Raw genomic sequence first — 18,280 nt, forward strand, 5'->3', positions numbered from 1 at the left:
GGACACCGCCCTTTCACGGCGGTAACAGGGGTTCGAGTCCCCTAGGGGACGCCACGTTTACCCGCGTTTTGCGGGACTTTGAAGGCTCATTCGATTATTGAATGGGCCTTTTGTTTTTCTCCCCTAATCAAAATTTCGCGACCGACAGGCGGCTACAGATTCTGCTTGCCAAAAAATATTATGCGAATAATATTTCGATCATCATATTTTGATCGGCGAGTGGCCTGATGAGCGACAAGAAGAGCAGAACCCGCGAGCGCATTCTCGAGGCGGCGCGAAGTGCGTTGATCCAGCACGGCCCGGCCGAGCCCAGCGTCAGCCAGGTCATGGGTGCGGCAGGTCTGACCGTCGGTGGTTTCTACGCCCACTTCGACAGCAAGGACGAGTTGATGCTCGAAGCGTTCCGCCAGTTGCTGGGCGAGCGCCGCGCCTTGCTCGCACAGATCGACCCCAGCCTCGATGGTGCCGGGCGGCGGGCGTTGGCCAGTGCTTTCTATCTGTCGCGCAAGCACCGTGATGCCGAAGTGCATGCCTGCCCGCTGCCCAATTCGCTGGGCGAGATGCAGCGCCTGCCAGAGGCCTTCCGCGAGGTTCTGGCCGAGCACATCGAGTTGATGGCAGCCGCCATGGTCGACCGCCCCGAGGACGCCGACAAGGCATTGGCCGACCTGGCCCTGATGGTTGGTGGCCTGGCGCTTGCCCGTGCCCTGGGCACCAGCGAACTGTCCGATCGTATTCTGCGCGCCGCCAAATCGGCGGTGCTTTGAGCCTGGAGCATGGCGATGACTACCCTGAGCTGGATTCGTGGTGTCAATGGAACCTTGGGCCGCCTGGCCCCCGAGCATGTCGCGGGCAGGATGCGCCGTGCCTTCATGACCCCTCGCAACCTGCCGCCACGGGATTGGGAGTTGCCCGTGCTGGCCAGCGCCGAGCGCATCACTTTGCGCTTCGGCTTGTCGGCCTTGCGCTGGGGCAAGGGGCCGACCGTGCTGATGATGCACGGCTGGGAGGGGCGCCCGACCCAGTTTGCCGCGTTGATCGAAACCTTGGTGCAGGCGGGGCACACGGTGGTGTCGCTGGAGGGGCCGGGGCATGGCCGTTCGCCTGGCGAACAGGCAAATGTGGTGTTGTTTGCCCGAGCGCTGCTGGAAGCTGCCGCCGAGCTGCCGCCGCTGCGCGCGGTTATTGGCCATTCCATGGGCGGCGCCAGTGTATTGCTGGCCTTGCAGATGGGGCTGCGTACCGAGGCAGCGGTCAGCATCGCTGCCCCGGCGCGGCTATTGGGCGTACTGCGTGGCTTTGCCCATCGTCTGGGGCTGCCGGCGCGGGCGCGGGCTGCATTCATTCGCCAGGTGGAGCGGGATGTGGGCATGCAGATTGCGCGGCTGGATGTGACGGGTTACCAGTTGGAGTTGCCCGGGCTGGTGGCGCATGCCGCCGATGATGCCTTGGTCGCAGCCGATGAGGCCCGGGTTATCCACAAGGCCTGGTTCGATAGCCGCCTGATGCTGCTTGAGGCGGGTGGACACCAGCGCGTGCTGTCCGACCCGCGCCTGAGTGAAGCGGTGCTGGAGCTGCTGGCCCGGGCTGGCGCGGTGCCTGTAGGAGCGGCCTTGTGTCGCGATGGGCTGCGCAGCAGCCCCGGCAATCTGTGTCGGGACTGAGATTTTTGGGGCCGCTGCGCGCCCCATCGCGACACAAGGCCGCTCCTACAGGGACCGCGTAGCCCCGCAGGCAAGTGCAGAAGGGCTGGACTTTCCCTGGGCGGTCCCTGCTAAATCCACTTTTGCTCCAAGGAAGCGAACATGAGCTGGGACCTGGCAACACCTTTCGTCATCGACCTGCGCGTCGGCAACGAGGATATCGACGGCCTCGGCCACGCCAACAACGCGGTCTACGTTACCTGGCTGGAGCGCTGCGCCTGGCGCCACTCCCAACGCCTGGGCCTGGACCTGGCCGAATATCGCCGACTGGACCGGGCCATGGCCGTGGTGCGCCACGAAATCGACTACCTGGCCGCTGCCTACGAGGATGACGAGTTGCAACTGGCCACCTGGATCATCAACTGGGACCAGCGCCTGCGCATGACCCGGCGCTTCCAGCTCAAGCGCCCGCGCGACGGCGTGACTTTGCTGCGCGCCCAGACCACCTTTGCCTGCATCGAGCTGTCCAGCGGCAAGCCCAAGCGCATGCCGGCGGAGTTCCTCGACGGTTACGGCCCGGCGCTGATCGGCGCCTGAAACACCGGCAATTTTTGTTAGACTGCCGGCTTTTTCCGCCGAGAACCTGACATGCAAATTGCCCTGGCCCCCATGGAGGGGCTGGTCGACAACATCCTGCGCGACGTGCTGACCCGCGTGGGCGGTATCGACTGGTGCGTCACCGAGTTCATTCGCGTGTGCGACCGCCTGCTGCCGCCTTCCTCGTTCGACAAGCTGGCGCCCGAGTTGCGCAATGGCGCACGGACCGCTGCAGGGGTACCAATGCGCGTGCAGTTGTTGGGTTCGGACCCTGTGTGCCTGGCGGAAAACGCCGCGCTGGCCTGCCAGTTGGGCGCGCCGGTGATAGACCTGAACTTTGGTTGCCCGGCCAAGACCGTGAACAAGTCGCGCGGTGGAGCGGTGCTGCTCAAGGAGCCGGAGCTGCTGCACGCTATTGTGCGTGAAGTGCGCCGTGCCGTGCCCGCACATATCCCGGTCACCTCGAAGATGCGCCTGGGTTTCGACAGCCCCGATGGCGCGCTGGAGTGTGCCACGGCGCTGGCCGAAGGTGGTTCGGCGCACCTGGTGGTGCATGCGCGGACGAAGGTCGAGGGCTACAAGCCCCCGGCCCACTGGGAGTGGGTGGCGCGGGTGCAGGATGTGGTCAAGGTGCCAGTGTTCGCCAACGGCGAGATCTGGACCGTGGACGACTGGCGGCGCTGTCGTGAGGTCAGTGGCGCCGAAGACATCATGCTGGGTCGTGGGCTGGTTTCGCGCCCCGATCTTGGGCTGCAGATTGCCGCGGCGCGTGACGGGCGGGAGTACCAGCCGATGAGCTGGGACGACCTGCTGCCGTTGCTTCGCGAGTTCTGGCGTCAGGCCCAGGCCAAGTTGTCGCCGCGCTATGCACCGGGGCGGATGAAGCAGTGGCTGGCGATGCTGACCCGCAGTTATCCCGAAGCGGTTGTGCTGTTTGCCGAATTGCGGCGGGAGGATGACTGTGCGCGGATCAGCAGGTTGCTGGGGGGTGAGGCGGTTTCCCTGGAGGCTTGTGTTGCCTGATCCGGCCCTTTCGCGGGTAAACCCGCTCCCACAGGTTCGGCGCAGGTTTTGGAATGTGTGAGCTCCCTGTGGGAGCGGGTTTACCCGCGAAGAGGCCGTCAAGCCCAACGCAGGAATCCAGATTTTTTCTGCTCCCCCCTTGAAAGCATTTCCCCCGGCCATATCTCTTGAGTACGCGATGCCGAAGTCGGGTCGCGTAATGACTTACTTGCTGAATCTCAGGAGTTCATGACCATGACTACCGCTTTCTCTCTCGCTCCACTGTTCCGCCATTCCGTTGGTTTCGACCGTTTCAACGACCTGTTCGAATCCGCGGCACGTAACGAGGCCGGTAGCAGCTACCCGCCCTACAATGTGGAAAAGCATGGCGATGACCACTACCGTATCGTGGTTGCTGCAGCCGGTTTCCAGGAAGAGGACCTCGACCTGCAGGTTGAAAAAGGTGTCCTGACCGTGACCGGTGGCAAGCGCGACAATGGCCCTGCTGAAGTGACCTACCTGCATCAGGGTATCGCGCAACGCGCCTTCAAGCTGTCGTTCCGCCTGGCCGACCATATCGAAGTCAAGGCCGCCGGCCTGGCCAATGGCCTGCTCAGCATCGACCTGCTGCGCATCGTGCCTGAAGAGGCCAAGGCCAAGCGCATTCCGATCAACGGCGACAAGCCAGCGCTGAACTGATCGTGTAGATGTGAAAAAGGGCACCCCCAGGGGTGCCCTTTTTATTGTGATCGCCTGAAGGCCGCTCCCACAGGAATCGCATCTGCATCGGTTTCAGTAATCCGCCGGCGCCTCCAGCAACATCTGCCGGAACTCCGGCAACGGCAGCGGCCGGCTGTGCAAGTACCCTTGGTACAGGTGGCACCCCAGCTGCTCCAGGAACTCCAGCTGTTCGGTCAGCTCCACCCCTTCGGCAATCACCGTCAGATCCAGGCTGCGAGCCATGGCGACGATGGCGCGGACGATTTCGGCGTCGTTGGGGTCTTCCGGCGCATCGCGCACGAAGGTCTGGTCGATCTTCAGCGCATCCACTGGCAGGCGTTTCAGGTAGGTCAGCGAGGAATAACCGGTGCCGAAATCATCCATGGCAAAGCTCACCCCGTAGCGCTTCAGCTCGCGCATCTTGCTGATGGTGTCCTCCAGGTTCTGGATGACGATGCCTTCGGTAATTTCCAGCGTCAGCATTCGCCGTGGCAGGCGGTAATCATCCAGACTGCGCAGCACCCGCCCGACAAAGTCGTTCTGGCGGAACTGCCGTGGGCTGATGTTCACGCACAAGCTGAAATCATCGGCGTCGATCAGCCCGTCGCCGAGCATGCGCGCGCAGGCATCGCAAGCTTCGTCGAGGATCCAGCTGCCAACCTCCAGGATCAGGCCGCTTTCTTCCAGCACCTGAATGAATTGCGCCGGTGGCTGCTGACCCAGTTGCGGATGATGCCAGCGCAGCAGCACCTCGGCACCGACGATGCGGTTGTCGCGCGCATCCACCTGCGGCTGGAAGTGCAGCGCCAACTCGCCGCGGGCCAAGGCCAGGCGCAGGTCGTTCTCCATGCGCAGGCGCTCGCTGGCAGCTTTCTGCATGGTGGTATGAAACAGCTGGGTGGTGTTGCGCCCGGAATCCTTGGCACGGTACAGGGCGATATCGGCACGCTTGAGCAGGTCGGCCGGGGTGGCGCCGTGGTCAGGGATCAGCGCCACGCCGATGCTGGGTGTTACCTGCAGGCGCTGGCCATCCAGCGACATCGGCTCGGCCAGCAGTTCGCGCAGGGTATCGGCCAGCCCGCGGACTTTCTCTTCGACCAGCTCGCGGCTGCCTTCCAGGCCGCTGAGCAATACCACGAACTCATCGCCACCCAGGCGCGCCACGGTGTCTTCCAGGCGCACACTGGCTTCCAGCCGCGCTGTGATGATCTTCAGCACCGTGTCGCCCACCGGGTGGCCCAGCGAGTCGTTGATGTGCTTGAAGTGGTCGAGGTCGAGGAACAGCAGGGCGCCGCGCAGGTTGTGGCGCCTGAGCAGGGCGATCTGCTGGCTCAGGCGGTCCATCAGCAGGGCGCGGTTGGGCAGGTTGGTCAGCGGGTCGTGGTAGGCCAGGTGGCGAATCTGTGCCTGGGCATTTTTCAGCTGGCTGACATCGCGGGCGTTCACCAGCAGGCAGTCCACCTCATTGAGGGTGATCGGCTCCACCGACACCTCCACAGTGAGGATGTCACCGCGCTTGTTGCGCCCGAGCATCTCGCGATGATGCACCCGGCCACGCTCGCGCAACTCGGCCAGCAGGGCGCTGCGCTGCTTGTCGTCGGCCCAGATGCCGATCTCGTACACCGTGCGGCCGACCACGTCGGCGGCGTTGTAGCCGGTCAGGCGGCAGAAACCGTCGTTGATTTCCAGGTAGCGACCGCTGTAGCGTTCGGTGATGGTGATGGCGTCAGGGCTGGAGTGGAAGGCCTTGGCAAACTTCTCCTCGCTGGACTTCAGCGCCGCCTCGGCGCGCTGCTGCTGGGTGATGTCGCGCAGGGTGGTAACACTGCAAGGCTGGTCATCGACGGTGATCAGGCGGCTGGAAATCACGCAGGTCAGCGGCGCCCCATTGCGGTGGTTGACCACTACGGCGACGTTGCTCAGGGCCTGTTCGCGGATTACCCGCTCTATGCGTTGCGCGCGCTCGATGGACTCCGCCCACAGGCCGATTTCCTCGGCGGTGCGGCCGATCACCTGCTCGGTGCTCCAGCCGAAGGTCTGGGTGAACGCCGGATTGATCTCGATGAACTGCCCGGTGTCCTGGCGGGTGACACAGATTGGGTCGGGGCTTACCTGGAACAGGCTGGCGAACTTCTCTTCCGAAGCGCTCAGGCGCTGTTCGCGCTCCACCTGGTCGGTGATGTCGAGCAAAGTGCCAGCCATGCGCAGCGGGTTGCCCTGCTCGTCGCGGTACAGCCGGGCGCGGCTTTCGATGTAGCGCGAAATGCCGTTTTCCAGCTGTACCCGGTAGGTGATCTGGTAGTTGCCGGCAGGTCCTTCGCGCAGGCTGCGGTAGGCCTGGCGCATCGAATTGCGCTCTTGCTCCGGGACCCCTTCGAAAAACGCGTCGAACGATTCGTGAAACGGGATGGGCGGCAGGCCGTGCAGCTGTGCGGCGCGCGCCGAACCGTAGAGCATGCCGCTGGGAATATGCCAGTCCCAGGTGCCCAGCTGTGCCGAATCCAGGGCCAGGTCCAGGCGCTCCTGGCTGTCCTTCAAGGCCTGCTCGGCACGCTTGCGCTCGGTGGTATCGATAAAGGTGCTGAGCAGGAAGGTCCCGCCCTCCAGTTCGATGCCCTGGGTACAGAGGATGCCGTCATGCACCTTGCCGCTGGTAGCGCGGAACTGTACTTCCATTATCAAAGGCCCAGTGTTGCCACGGGTCGACTCCAGCAACTGGTGGCGCTGTTCGGGGTTTGCCCACAGGCCAAGCTCCAGGCTGGTCTTGCCGATCACCTGGCTGCCGGGCCAGCCGAACATGTCTTCGAAGTGCTGGTTGACCTCGAAGATCATGCCGTCGTGGCGTCGGGTGAGCAAAATGGCATTGGGGCTGAGGTGGAACAGGGTAGCGAAGCGTTTTTCCGAATTGATCAACGCCGTTTCCCGCTCGCGCTGGCGGGTGATTTCACGGATCACCCCGATCATCTGCGGCCGGCCGTTCGGGTCGTGGGTCAGGCTGCCGTTGATCTCCAGCCAGTGCAGGCTGCCGTCCGGCCAGCGGATACGGTGGCGCATGGCCTGTTCCACCGGTTCGCCGTTGAACACTGCCTGGAACACCTGGCGTGTGCGCGCACGGTCTTCCTCCGGCAGCAGGTCGAGGTAGTCGATATCTGCGGGGAGCGGGCGCTGCGGGTCGAAGCCGAACAGGGCCTGGGTGCCCCGTGACCAGCTCACCCGGCCGCTGTCGATATCCCATAGCCAGGCACCCAGCCGCGCGCCGTTGAGTGCGGCCAGCAACTGTGGGGCGTTCTGCCAGGCCTGTTCCGACTCCTGAGGGTCGGCCGCTGGTATGCGCGGCAGGCGCAAAAAGCGATTCGCTGATTTGGGCATCGGTACCAGACCTTTGGCGTATGACGCGTCCTTGGAGGTGGCAATACCGGGCTGACGACCGGTCAAGCGGGCCCCGCGTGGCTGTCGAGCAGGGCCATGAATGCCCTGGCCGCGTTCGAAAGCGTACGCTCCGTGTGCAAAATGTAGCCTAGCTGGCGAGACAGCTGTATGCCCGGCAATGCGATGGGTGCAACCTGTTCGTCGAGCATGGTGCGCGGCAGCACGCTCCAGGCCAGGCCGATGGACACCATCATCTTGATGGTTTCCAGATAGTTGGTACTCATGGCGATGTTCGGCGTCAGGCCCTGGCTTTCGAACAGGCGCTGAACAATGTGGTGGGTAAAAGTGTTGCCGCCGGGGAACACGGCCGGGTGGCGGGCGACGTCGGCCAGGCTGACCGCTTGGTTGTTGGCCAGCGGGTGCTCGGGAGCGGCGACGAAGTCCAGGGCGTCGTCCCATACCGGCACGGCCTTGACCAAGTGGTGCGGCTCGGGTGCCAAGGTGATAACGGCAATCTCCGCGCGGCCATGGAGGATCTCGTCGTAGGCCGCTTCCGAATCCATGAACTGAATATCCAGCGCCACTGCAGGGTATTCCCGGGTGAAGGCCCGCAGCAGCGGGGGTAGGCGGTGCAAGCCGATATGGTGGCTGGTGGCAAGGGTCAGCCGACCACTCACTTCTCCGGTCAAATTGGTCAGCGCGCGCCGGGTATCATCGAGGACGTTGAGGATCTGGTAGGCGCGGGGAAGCAGGGCGCGGCCCGCCTCGGTCAGGGTCACCTCGCGGCCCAGCCGGTCGAACAGGCGCACATCCAGTTGCTGTTCCAGTCCGGCGATGCGTTTGCTGACGGCCGGTTGAGTCAGGAACAGGCGGTCGGCCGCCCCGGAAAAACTACCAGTTTCGGCAATCGCGATGAAGGCGCTAAGGTTGGCCAGATCCATGAAGTCGCATTCCTGTTGGTTATCCAAAGCATAAAAATTATGAATTTGAGTTATTCAATCTAACCCCCTAGCATCGACCGCACAAGCCAAGGGGTCTTTGGCATAGAAAGACGCTGATGAGGAACAGTCTGATGGCTGGCAAAACGCTCTACGACAAACTCTGGGAAGCCCATGAGGTCAAGCGCCGTGATGACGGCTCGTCCTTGATCTACATCGACCGTCACATCATCCACGAAGTGACGTCGCCCCAGGCCTTCGAAGGCCTGCGCCTGGCCAACCGCAAACCTTGGCGCATCGACGCCAACATCGCCACGCCTGACCACAACGTGCCGACCACGCCAGAGCGCAAGGGCGGTATCGAGGCCATCGTCGACCAGGTGTCGCGCCTGCAGGTGCAGACCCTTGACGAGAACTGTGACGAATATGGCATCGTCGAATTCAAGATGAATGACGAGCGTCAAGGCATCGTCCACGTCATCAGCCCGGAGCAGGGTGCCACCTTGCCTGGCATGACTGTGGTCTGCGGTGACTCGCACACCTCCACCCACGGCGCCTTCGGTGCCCTGGCCCACGGTATCGGCACTTCCGAGGTAGAGCACGTGCTCGCTACCCAGTGCCTGGTCGCCAAGAAGATGAAGAACATGCTGGTGCGCGTGGAAGGCCAGTTGCCTGCCGGCGTAACCGCCAAGGACATCGTCCTGGCCGTGATCGGCAAGATCGGTACCGCCGGTGGTAACGGCCACGCCATGGAATTTGCTGGCAGCGCCATCCGCGAATTGTCGATGGAAGGCCGCATGACCATCTGCAACATGTCCATCGAAGCCGGTGCCCGCGTAGGCTTGGTGGCGGTGGACGACACCACTGTTGCCTATGTCGAAGGCCGCCCGTACGCGCCGAAGGGCGAGCAGTGGAAGCAGGCGGTCGAAGCCTGGAAAGGCCTGGTCTCCGACGCTGACGCGGTGTTCGACACCGTGGTCGAGCTCGACGCTGCGCAAATCAAGCCGCAGGTCAGCTGGGGCACTTCGCCGGAGATGGTCCTCGCTGTCGACCAGCGCGTGCCGGACCCTGCTGCCGAGCCTGACCTGATCAAACGTGGTTCGATCGAGCGTGCCCTCAAGTACATGGGCCTCGCCGCCAACCAGGCGATCACCGATATCAAGCTCGACCGCGTCTTCATCGGTTCGTGCACCAACTCGCGTATCGAAGACCTGCGCGCTGCCGCCGAAATCGCCAAGGGCCGCAAAGTCGCTGCCAACGTCAAGCAGGCGCTGGTGGTGCCGGGCTCGGGCCTGGTCAAGGCCCAAGCCGAGCGCGAAGGCCTGGACAAGATCTTCCTCGAGGCCGGTTTCGAATGGCGTGAGCCAGGCTGCTCGATGTGCCTGGCGATGAACCCGGACCGCCTGGAGAGCGGCGAGCATTGCGCGTCTACCTCCAACCGCAACTTCGAAGGCCGTCAGGGTGCCGGTGGCCGTACCCACCTGGTCAGCCCGGCCATGGCCGCCGCCGCCGCGGTGACCGGCCACTTCATCGATGTCCGCGAGTTGATCCAAGGGAGCGCAGCATGAAAGCCTTTACCCAGCACACTGGCCTCGTCGCACCGTTGGACCGTGCCAACGTCGACACCGACCAGATCATCCCCAAGCAGTTTTTGAAGTCGATCAAGCGCACCGGCTTCGGCCCCAACCTGTTCGACGAGTGGCGTTACCTGGATGTGGGCCAGCCTTACCAGGACAACAGCAAGCGCCCGCTGAACAAGGAGTTTGTGCTCAACCACGAACGCTACCAGGGTGCCAGCGTGTTGCTGGCGCGCGAGAACTTCGGTTGCGGCTCCAGCCGTGAGCACGCCCCGTGGGCGCTGGACGAGTACGGCTTCCGCAGCGTGATCGCGCCGAGCTTTGCCGACATCTTCTTCAACAACAGCTTCAAGAACGGCTTGCTGCCGATCATCCTCAGCGACGAGGAAGTAGACGAGTTGTTCAAGCAGGTCGAAGCCATCCCGGGCTATCAGCTGACCATCGACCTGCAGGCGCAGGCGGTGACCCGTCCGGATGGCAAGGTGCTGCACTTCGAGATCGATGCGTTCCGCAAGCACTGCCTGCTCAACGGCCTGGACGACATCGGCCTGACCCTGCAGGACAGCGATGCGATCAAAGCCTTCGAGGGCAAGCACCGCGCCGGGCAGCCTTGGCTGTTCCGTGATGCCTGAAGTTTGCAGGTGACAGTACCGGCCTCTTCGCGGGCACGCCCGCTCCCACAGGTACAGCGCAGGATTCGAAACCTGTAGAGGTCCTGTGGGAGCGGGTTTACCCGCGAAAGGGCCGGTACAGGCAGCAGAAAGACCAAAAGGATCGAGACATGACCAGCACCCAGCACACCGATGTGGTCCAACGCCAGTTCGGCGAACAGGCCAGCGCCTATCTCAGCAGCGCCGTGCACGCCCAAGGCAGTGAATTCGGCCTGCTGCAAGACGCGCTGGCAGGGCGGGGCCATGCCCGCTTGCTCGACCTTGGTTGCGGTGCCGGTCATGTCAGTTTCCATGTCGCCCCTCTGGTTGCCGAAGTGGTCGCCTACGACCTCTCGCAAGCCATGCTCGACGTGGTCGCCAGTGCCGCCGCCGAGCGCGGCCTGGCCAATATCACCACCGAGCGCGGTGCTGCCGAACGCCTGCCGTTTGCCGACGCCTCGTTCGACTTCGTCTTCAGCCGCTACTCGGCCCACCACTGGAGCGACCTGGGCCTGGCCTTGCGCGAAGTGCGCCGAGTGCTCAAGCCGGGTGGCGTGGCGGCGTTCATCGACGTCATGTCGCCGGGCAGCCCGCTGCTCGACACCTACCTGCAAACGGTCGAAGTACTGCGCGACACCAGCCACGTGCGCGATTATTCCGCTGCCGAATGGCAACGCCAGGTCAGCGAGGCTGGCCTGCATGTGCGCAGCCACACTCGCCAGCCGCTGCGCCTGGAGTTTTCCAGCTGGGTCGAGCGCATGCGCACCCCCGAGCCAATGCGCGTGGCAATTCGCCAATTGCAGCAAGCCATGGGTGAAGAAGTACGGCAGTATTACCAGATCGAGGCCGATGGTTCGTTCAGCACCGATGTGCTGGTGTTGTGGGCCGAGCGTTAAGAACTTTTCGGTGGGGCCCGCTTGGCCGCACCGCGTGATTGGATAGAGGAAAGCATGAGCAAGCAGATTCTGATTCTCCCAGGTGACGGTATCGGCCCGGAAATCATGGCCGAGGCGGTCAAGGTGCTGGAGCTGGCCAACGACAAGTTCCAGCTCGGCTTCAGCCTGGAGCACGATGTGATCGGTGGCGCCGCCATCGACAAGCACGGCGTGCCGCTGGCCGACGAGACCCTGGAGCGTGCGCGCAAGGCCGATGCCGTGCTGCTGGGCGCCGTGGGCGGGCCGAAGTGGGACAAGATCGAGCGTGACATTCGCCCCGAGCGCGGCCTGCTGAAAATCCGTTCGCAACTGGGCCTGTTCGCCAACCTGCGCCCGGCCATCCTCTACCCGCAACTGGCCGATGCCTCGTCGCTCAAGCCAGAGATCGTTTCCGGCCTGGACATCCTCATCGTCCGTGAGCTGACCGGCGGTATCTACTTCGGTGCCCCGCGTGGCCAGCGCGAGCTGGAAGGCGGCGAGCGCCAGGCCTACGACACCCTGCCGTACAGCGAAAGCGAAGTGCGCCGCATTGCCCGTGTCGGTTTCGACATGGCCCGCGTGCGCGGCAAGAAGCTGTGCTCGGTGGACAAGGCCAACGTCCTGGCTTCCAGCCAGCTGTGGCGTGAAGTGGTCGAGGACGTGGCCAAGGACTACCCGGATGTTGAACTGAGCCACATGTACGTCGACAACGCCGCCATGCAGCTGGTGCGTGCGCCCAAGCAGTTCGATGTGATGGTGACCGACAACATGTTCGGTGACATTCTGTCGGATGAAGCTTCCATGCTGACCGGTTCCATCGGCATGCTGCCTTCGGCGTCGCTGGATGCCGACAACAAGGGCATGTACGAGCCGTGCCACGGCTCGGCCCCGGACATCGCAGGCCTTGGCATCGCCAACCCGCTGGCGACCATCCTGTCGGTGTCGATGATGCTGCGTTACAGCTTCAATCAGTCGGCTGCCGCCGAGGCGATCGAGAAGGCCGTGAGCCTGGTCCTGGACCAGGGGCTGCGCACCGGCGACATCTTCTCGGAAGGCTGCCGCAAAGTTGGTACGCAGGAAATGGGCGACGCAGTAGTCGCAGCGCTGCGGAATCTGTAATCTCTCTGGCCCGCCACCCAAAATTCCCGGTGGCGGCCCACTTTTAGCAAAGGTGTAGTTGCGATGAAACGTGTAGGTCTGATCGGTTGGCGCGGTATGGTCGGTTCCGTGCTCATGCAGCGGATGCTGGAGGAGCAGGATTTCGACCTGATCGAGCCGGTGTTCTTCACCACCTCCAATGTTGGCGGCCAGGGCCCGAACGTGGGCAAGGATACAGCTCCGCTCAAGGATGCTTATTCGATCGAAGAACTCAAGACCCTCGACGTTATCCTGACCTGCCAGGGCGGCGACTACACCAACGAGGTCTTCCCCAAGCTGCGTGAAGCCGGCTGGCAGGGTTACTGGATCGACGCCGCCTCGTCCCTGCGCATGCAGGATGACGCGGTGATCATCCTCGACCCGGTCAACCGCAAGGTCATCGACCAGCAGCTGGACGCGGGTACCAAGAACTACATCGGCGGCAATTGCACCGTCAGCCTGATGCTGATGGGCCTGGGTGGCCTGTTCGAAGCCGGCCTGGTCGAGTGGATGAGCGCCATGACCTACCAGGCGGCCTCGGGTGCCGGTGCGCAGAACATGCGCGAGCTGATCAAGCAGATGGGTGCTACCCATGCTGCCGTCGCCGATGACCTGGCCAACCCGGCCAGCGCCATCCTCGACATCGACCGCAAGGTTGCCGAGACCATGCGCAGCGAAGCGTTCCCGACCGAGAACTTTGGCGTGCCACTGGCTGGCAGCCTGATCCCGTGGATCGACAAGGAACTGCCGAACGGCCAGAGCCGTGAAGAGTGGAAGGCCCAGGCCGAGACCAACAAGATCCTCGGCCGCTTCAAGAGCCCGATCCCGGTCGACGGCATCTGCGTGCGCATCGGCGCCATGCGTTGCCACAGCCAGGCGCTGACCATCAAGCTGAACAAGGACGTGCCGCTGGCCGATATCGAAGGCATGATCAGCCAGCACAACCCTTGGGTGAAGCTGGTACCTAACCAGCGTGAAATCAGCATGCAGGAGCTGACACCGACCAAGGTTACCGGCACCCTGAACATCCCGGTTGGCCGCCTGCGCAAGCTGAACATGGGGTCCCAGTACCTGGGCGCGTTCACCGTAGGTGACCAGCTGCTGTGGGGCGCGGCCGAGCCGCTGCGCCGCATGCTGCGGATTCTGCTGGAGCGTTGATCGCTCCGGTCTGACCGAAAACCCGCGCTGGCGACAGCGCGGGTTTTTTTATTTCCGATCCATCCTGTCCGGCCCGGCTCTTCTCTGCTTTCGCTTTTGCTTTTGCTTCTAGGCGCGCGATAGTTCAGGCGCCGCCGTCGCGAATGAATGCCTTCTCGATGTGAATGCCCACATCCAAAAGGCCAAAAAGCCAAAAAGCCAAAAAGCTTAAGCGACGGTTTTGATATGGCGAACAGTCCGTTTGCGATGGTGACGCTGACTCACCTTTTCGCCCTTACGGCCAGTCACTTTTTGCCAAACGCGGCAAAAAGTAACCAAAAAACGCTGCGCTCCCATCATCCGGCCCCTGCGCTGCGCTCCGGGGTTCCCTCGCGCCGGTCTTGCTCCCGGGAGTACGCGCTGCAGGCCCCATCCATGGGGCCTCAGCGCTTGACGGGCATCCATGCCCGTCACCTCCCTCCGCAAGACCTCTGCTCGGCCTCCTGAAGTCGCGAAGATCAAGATCAAGAGCAAGATCAAGAGCAAGAGCAAGAGCGGCGCAGCGCAGCTCTATGTTTGGGCCAGCACAGACAAAACTCTACAATCCGAGTAAAGTGCCGCCCCCCGCCGTTTTCAGCAAAAGGATCCCTTCCATGACACACCCTTTGGACATCGCCGTCGTCGGCGCCACCGGCAGCGTCGGTGAAGCCCTGGTGCAGATCCTCGAAGAGCTGGATTTCCCGGTTGCCACCCTGCACCTGCTGGCCAGCATGGAATCGGCGGGCAGTAGCGTGATGTTCGCCGGCAAGAAGCTGAAGGTACGTGAGGTGGACAGCTTCGACTTTGCCCAGGCCAAGCTGGCCTTTTTCGCCGCAGGCGCCGCAGTAAGCCGAAGCTTTGCCAGCAAGGCGCTGCAGGCAGGTTGCACGGTCATCGACCTGTCCGCTGGTCTGGACGACGCCCTGGCCCTGGTGCCCGAAGCCAACGCCGAACGCCTGGTTGACCTGGCATTGCCCGCGCGCATCGTCAGCCCGTGCTCGGCCGCGGTTGCCCTGGCCGTTGCTCTGGCACCGCTCAAGCGCCTGCTGGATATCGAACGGGTGCAGGTGATGGCCGCGCTGGCGGTGTCCGCACAAGGTCGGGAAGCTGTCAACGAACTCGCCCGGCAAACTGCCGAGCTGCTCAATGCCCGGCCCCTGGAACCGCGCTTCTTCGATCGCCAGGTGGCGTTCAACATGTTGGCGCAGGTCGGTGCCGCCGATGAGCAAGGCCACACCGCCCTGGAGCGCCGCCTGGTCGGCGAGCTGCGTGTGCTGCTGGGCCTGCCTGAACTGAAGATTTCCGTGAGCTGCGTTCAAGTCCCGGTGTTTTTCGGCGATAGCTTCAGTGTGGCGGTACAGAGCCGTCGCCCGGTCGACCTGGAGGCGGTCAACCAGGCCCTCGAGGCGGCTGACAGCGTCGAACTGGTGGAGCGCGACGATTATCCGACTCCGGTAGGCGACGCAGTAGGCCAGGACGTGGTCTATGTTGGTCGTGTACGGCATGGTGTTGATGAAGACCAGCAGCTCAACCTCTGGCTGACCACCGACAACGTGCGCAAAGGCGCCGCGCTCAATGCCGTGCAAGTGGCGCAATTGTTGATTAAACACATGCCGTAAAAGATACTGGCGAGCACTATTGTCCTGCTCCGCATGCAGGTTTCAGGACGCTTCATACAAGGGAAGAGGTCATGCTTCGAATTCGCAAACTGGTTCTGGCCATGGCTGCAGCATCGGCGCTGTCGTCGGGCATGGCGAATGCCCTGGGCCTGGGGGAACTGACCCTCAAATCGGCACAGAACCAGCCCCTGGACGCCGAGATCGAACTGCTCGACGTGCGCGACCTCACCGCTGCCGAAGTGGCACCGAGCCTGGCGCCGCCGGAAGATTTCAGCAAGGCCGGGGTGGCATTCCCAACCTACCTTGAAGACCTAACCTTCACACCGGTGATCAACCCCAACGGCAAGAGCGTGCTGCGTGTTACCTCCAGCCAGCCGCTACCGGAGCCGGTGGTAAAGTTCCTGGTCCAGGTGATGTGGCCGCAGGGCCGCCTGCTGCGTGACTACAGCGTGTTGCTCGACCAGGCCAAGGCCCAGGGCGACAAGCCTGCGGCAGGCAATGTCGCGCCAGCGGTGACCGCTGCCGGCAGCTATACCACCCAGCGCCGGGACACCCTGTGGCAGATTGCCGCGCGCAATACCCAGGGCGGCTCGATCCAGCAGACCATGATCGCGATTCAGGCCCTGAACCCGGACGCGTTCATCGGCAATAACATCAACCAGCTGAAGGTTGGCCAGGTGTTGCGCCTGCCCGACCAGCAGCAGATCCAGAACATCCCGCAGGGCGAGGCGACCGCCGAGGTGGCCGAGCAGTATGCTGCCTGGCGTGAAGGCCGTCGCCTGGGCCCGCGTGCCCGCCAGCTGGACGCCACTCGCCGCGGTGCCGCCGAGGCAGCTCCGGCGCGTATCGCCCAGGGCGACAACCTGCGACTGGTCAGCCCGGGCAACCAGGCCGGTGCTGGCCAGGCCAAGGCCCTTAATGACAAGCTGGCGGTGGCCCAGGAAAGCCTGGACACCAGTCGTCGCGACAACGAAGAGCTCAAGAGCCGCATGGCCGACCTGCAGAGCCAGCTGGACAAGCTGCAGCGTCTGATCGAGTTGAAGAACAACCAGCTGGCCCGCCTTGAAGCGCAGGGGGCGGCTGCACCGGCCGAACCGGTCGTTAAGCCTGCGCCTGACGCCGTCGATACCTCCCCCAAACCGGTGTCTACCGCCGAAGCTGCACCTGTCGCCGGCCAGCCAGGTAGCGTCGTCGACGAAATCATGGGCAACCCGCTGCTGCTCGGGCTGATTGCCGGTAGTGCCTTCCTCGTACTGTTGCTTCTGCTGCTGTTGCTGGCGCGCAAGCGCAAGGCCCAGCAGGAGGCTGAAAAGCACCTGCGCATGGCGCGGGCGCTGGAAGAAGAGCAGGGCGCAGGCTTTGACAGCGATAGCGCAAGCTTCGATGGCGTAGAAGTCTCGGCGCCGAGCGTGACCCTGTCGCCGGCCGTGGTCGCCGCTTCGGCTGCCGCCGCCACCGCCGCGGAAAAAACGGCGGCACCCGCCTCCGAAGCGCAACCTGAACCGCAAGCCGACCCCCATGCCGCGCTGCTGGCGGAAGTCGAGCAATGCGTGGCCGAAGGCCGCCTGAACCGCGCTACCGACCTGTTGGAACCTGCCGTGGCCGCCGCGCCGCAGCGTGACGACCTGCGCCTGAAACTGATGGATGTGTACGCCCGCCAGGGTGACCAGAGCGCGTTCGTCGAGCAGGAGCGCAAGTTGCCGGCCAGTGAGCAGAACAGTGAAGCGGTTGCCGGGCTGAAAGAGCGCTACCCGGCCATGCTCGGCCTGGCCGCTGCCGGCCTGGGCGCGGCGGCCCTGGCTGCCGAGATGGATGAGCAGTACGTGCAGGAGCTGTTGCAGGATCAGCCTGATACGCCAGTGGTTGCCGATGTGGCGCCGGAGGAAGTGCCTGCGGTCGAGCCAGAGGTGGCGATTGAACCAGAGGCCGTTGCCCTGGCGGAACCTGAAGCAGCGCTCGAACCCGAAGTTGATCTGGATGCTGAGCTGGATGCCTTCGATGAAGTGCCGACCCTCGATGCGCCGGGCCTGGACGAGCAGGACCTGGACAGTGCCTTCGACCTGAGCCTGGGTGACGACCTGCCCGAGCAAGACCCGCTGGCAGCGCCGCTGCTGGACGAATCTGTGGCCCAGCAACCTGTAGTCGAAGAGCCGGTACTGGATGAACCTGTGCTGGAATCGGTTCAGCCGGAAGACGAGCCGTTTGCGGTGGACGCCGAGCTACAGGCCGACGCTGACGCCGAATTCGAGGCCATGCTGGCACAGGCCGAGCCACAGCCCGCTGTGGACCTGTCCGACTTCGACCTCGACATCAGCGAGCCGGTTGCCCCGGCCGCCCCGGCTGCGGTCGACGAAACCCCGGTGGATGTCGCCGCCGAGTTGGCTGCCTTCGACAGCGAGCCAGCGTTCGACCCGCTTTCCGAGTTCGATCTGCCATCCGACTTCGATCTTTCGCTGTCGCTGGAAGACGATTCGCCGGCAGCCAAGAGCTTTACCTCGGAGCTGGATGACGTCAACGCTGAGCTGGACAAGCTGTCGCAGAGCCTCGAGTCACCGTCGCTGGAGCCGCATTTCACCAGCGAGGATGCGGCTGCCCAGCCCGAGCCCGAGCCACTGGACGACCTGGACTTCGACTTCTTCTCCGGTAGCGACGAAGTGGCCACCAAGCTTGACCTGGCCCGCGCCTATATCGACATGGGCGACAACCAGGGCGCACGCGACATCCTCGATGAAGTGGTCAAGGATGGCGACGACAGCCAGCGTCAGGAGGCCGAGGACATGCTCTCCCGGTTGGTCTGATGTAAGCAGGGCCGGCCTCTTCGCGGGCTTGCCCGCTCCCACAGGATCTCCACACATTTTCGACCTTGTGAGTAACCTGTGGGAGCGGGCGAGCCCGCGAAGAGGCCCTCAAATGCGGTGCATATTCAACGGCAGCCCTA

Annotated in this window: 14 protein-coding genes; 12 read left to right on the forward strand and 2 right to left on the reverse strand. The window is 63.6% G+C overall.

The features are described 5' to 3' along the window. Positions 1 to 227: 227 nt before the first annotated feature. From MJ643_RS26935 to MJ643_RS26955, 5 genes are all read left to right on the forward strand, one after another. Complete coding sequence (locus MJ643_RS26935) at positions 228 to 767, forward strand: TetR/AcrR family transcriptional regulator (RefSeq protein ID WP_013971594.1); 540 nt, start codon at positions 228 to 230, stop codon at positions 765 to 767. A 15-nt stretch (positions 768 to 782) separates the two neighbouring features. Further along, positions 783 to 1,664 (forward strand): alpha/beta fold hydrolase, encoded by an 882-nt coding sequence (locus MJ643_RS26940; protein ID WP_044046922.1) that lies wholly within the window; start codon positions 783 to 785, stop codon positions 1,662 to 1,664. Positions 1,665 to 1,805: 141 nt separating this feature from the next. Continuing rightward, positions 1,806 to 2,240 carry a thioesterase family protein gene (locus MJ643_RS26945; protein WP_013971596.1) on the forward strand — a complete coding sequence of 145 codons (435 nt, stop codon included), beginning with the start codon at positions 1,806 to 1,808 and terminating at the stop codon, positions 2,238 to 2,240. A 51-nt stretch (positions 2,241 to 2,291) separates the two neighbouring features. Next, positions 2,292 to 3,263, forward strand: a complete 972-nt coding sequence (locus MJ643_RS26950) for a tRNA-dihydrouridine synthase (RefSeq protein ID WP_196184508.1) — start codon at positions 2,292 to 2,294, stop codon at positions 3,261 to 3,263. A 234-nt stretch (positions 3,264 to 3,497) separates the two neighbouring features. Beyond that, complete coding sequence (locus MJ643_RS26955) at positions 3,498 to 3,941, forward strand: Hsp20 family protein (protein ID WP_003260273.1); 444 nt, start codon at positions 3,498 to 3,500, stop codon at positions 3,939 to 3,941. A 93-nt stretch (positions 3,942 to 4,034) separates the two neighbouring features. Here the strand turns inward: MJ643_RS26955 and MJ643_RS26960 are convergent, their stop codons facing one another. Together MJ643_RS26960 and MJ643_RS26965 are read right to left on the reverse strand one after the other, a co-directional pair. Next, positions 4,035 to 7,331 (reverse strand): PAS domain S-box protein, encoded by a 3,297-nt coding sequence (locus tag MJ643_RS26960; protein WP_247727117.1) that lies wholly within the window; start codon positions 7,329 to 7,331, stop codon positions 4,035 to 4,037. Between the two features lie 62 nt (positions 7,332 to 7,393). Then, a complete protein-coding gene (locus tag MJ643_RS26965) occupies positions 7,394 to 8,272 on the reverse strand; it encodes a LysR family transcriptional regulator (protein ID WP_003260272.1) in 879 nt (292 codons plus the stop codon). Positions 8,273 to 8,403: 131 nt separating this feature from the next. On the opposite strand from MJ643_RS26965, the gene leuC reads away from it, so the two are divergent. The 7 genes from leuC (at position 8,404) to MJ643_RS27000 (ending at position 18,140) form a co-directional block, all read left to right on the forward strand. After that, on the forward strand, positions 8,404 to 9,837 hold the full coding sequence (leuC, locus tag MJ643_RS26970; RefSeq protein ID WP_013971600.1) for a 3-isopropylmalate dehydratase large subunit: 1,434 nt from the start codon (positions 8,404 to 8,406) through the stop codon (positions 9,835 to 9,837). After that, on the forward strand, positions 9,834 to 10,478 hold the full coding sequence (gene leuD, locus MJ643_RS26975; RefSeq protein WP_015269431.1) for a 3-isopropylmalate dehydratase small subunit: 645 nt from the start codon (positions 9,834 to 9,836) through the stop codon (positions 10,476 to 10,478). The genes leuC and leuD overlap by 4 nt, the downstream gene beginning before the upstream one ends. A gap of 149 nt (positions 10,479 to 10,627) precedes the next feature. Then, the gene (locus MJ643_RS26980; RefSeq protein WP_023660791.1) at positions 10,628 to 11,392 is read left to right on the forward strand and encodes a class I SAM-dependent methyltransferase; all 765 of its coding nucleotides are present in this window, start codon (positions 10,628 to 10,630) and stop codon (positions 11,390 to 11,392) included. Between the two features lie 54 nt (positions 11,393 to 11,446). After that, positions 11,447 to 12,529: a 3-isopropylmalate dehydrogenase gene (gene leuB, locus MJ643_RS26985; RefSeq protein ID WP_013971603.1), complete on the forward strand. Its 1,083-nt coding sequence runs from the start codon at positions 11,447 to 11,449 to the stop codon at positions 12,527 to 12,529. A gap of 63 nt (positions 12,530 to 12,592) precedes the next feature. After that, entirely contained in the window at positions 12,593 to 13,705 is a 1,113-nt protein-coding gene (gene asd / locus MJ643_RS26990) for an aspartate-semialdehyde dehydrogenase (protein ID WP_023660790.1), read from the forward strand. Between the two features lie 632 nt (positions 13,706 to 14,337). Further along, on the forward strand, positions 14,338 to 15,342 hold the full coding sequence (locus MJ643_RS26995) for an aspartate-semialdehyde dehydrogenase (protein ID WP_038409132.1): 1,005 nt from the start codon (positions 14,338 to 14,340) through the stop codon (positions 15,340 to 15,342). Between the two features lie 71 nt (positions 15,343 to 15,413). After that, a complete protein-coding gene (locus tag MJ643_RS27000) occupies positions 15,414 to 18,140 on the forward strand; it encodes a FimV/HubP family polar landmark protein (RefSeq protein WP_024086530.1) in 2,727 nt (908 codons plus the stop codon). Positions 18,141 to 18,280: the final 140 nt, after the last annotated feature.

This window comes from Pseudomonas sp. PNPG3, assembly GCF_023093815.1.
GTDB classification, from domain to species: domain Bacteria; phylum Pseudomonadota; class Gammaproteobacteria; order Pseudomonadales; family Pseudomonadaceae; genus Aquipseudomonas; species Aquipseudomonas asiatica.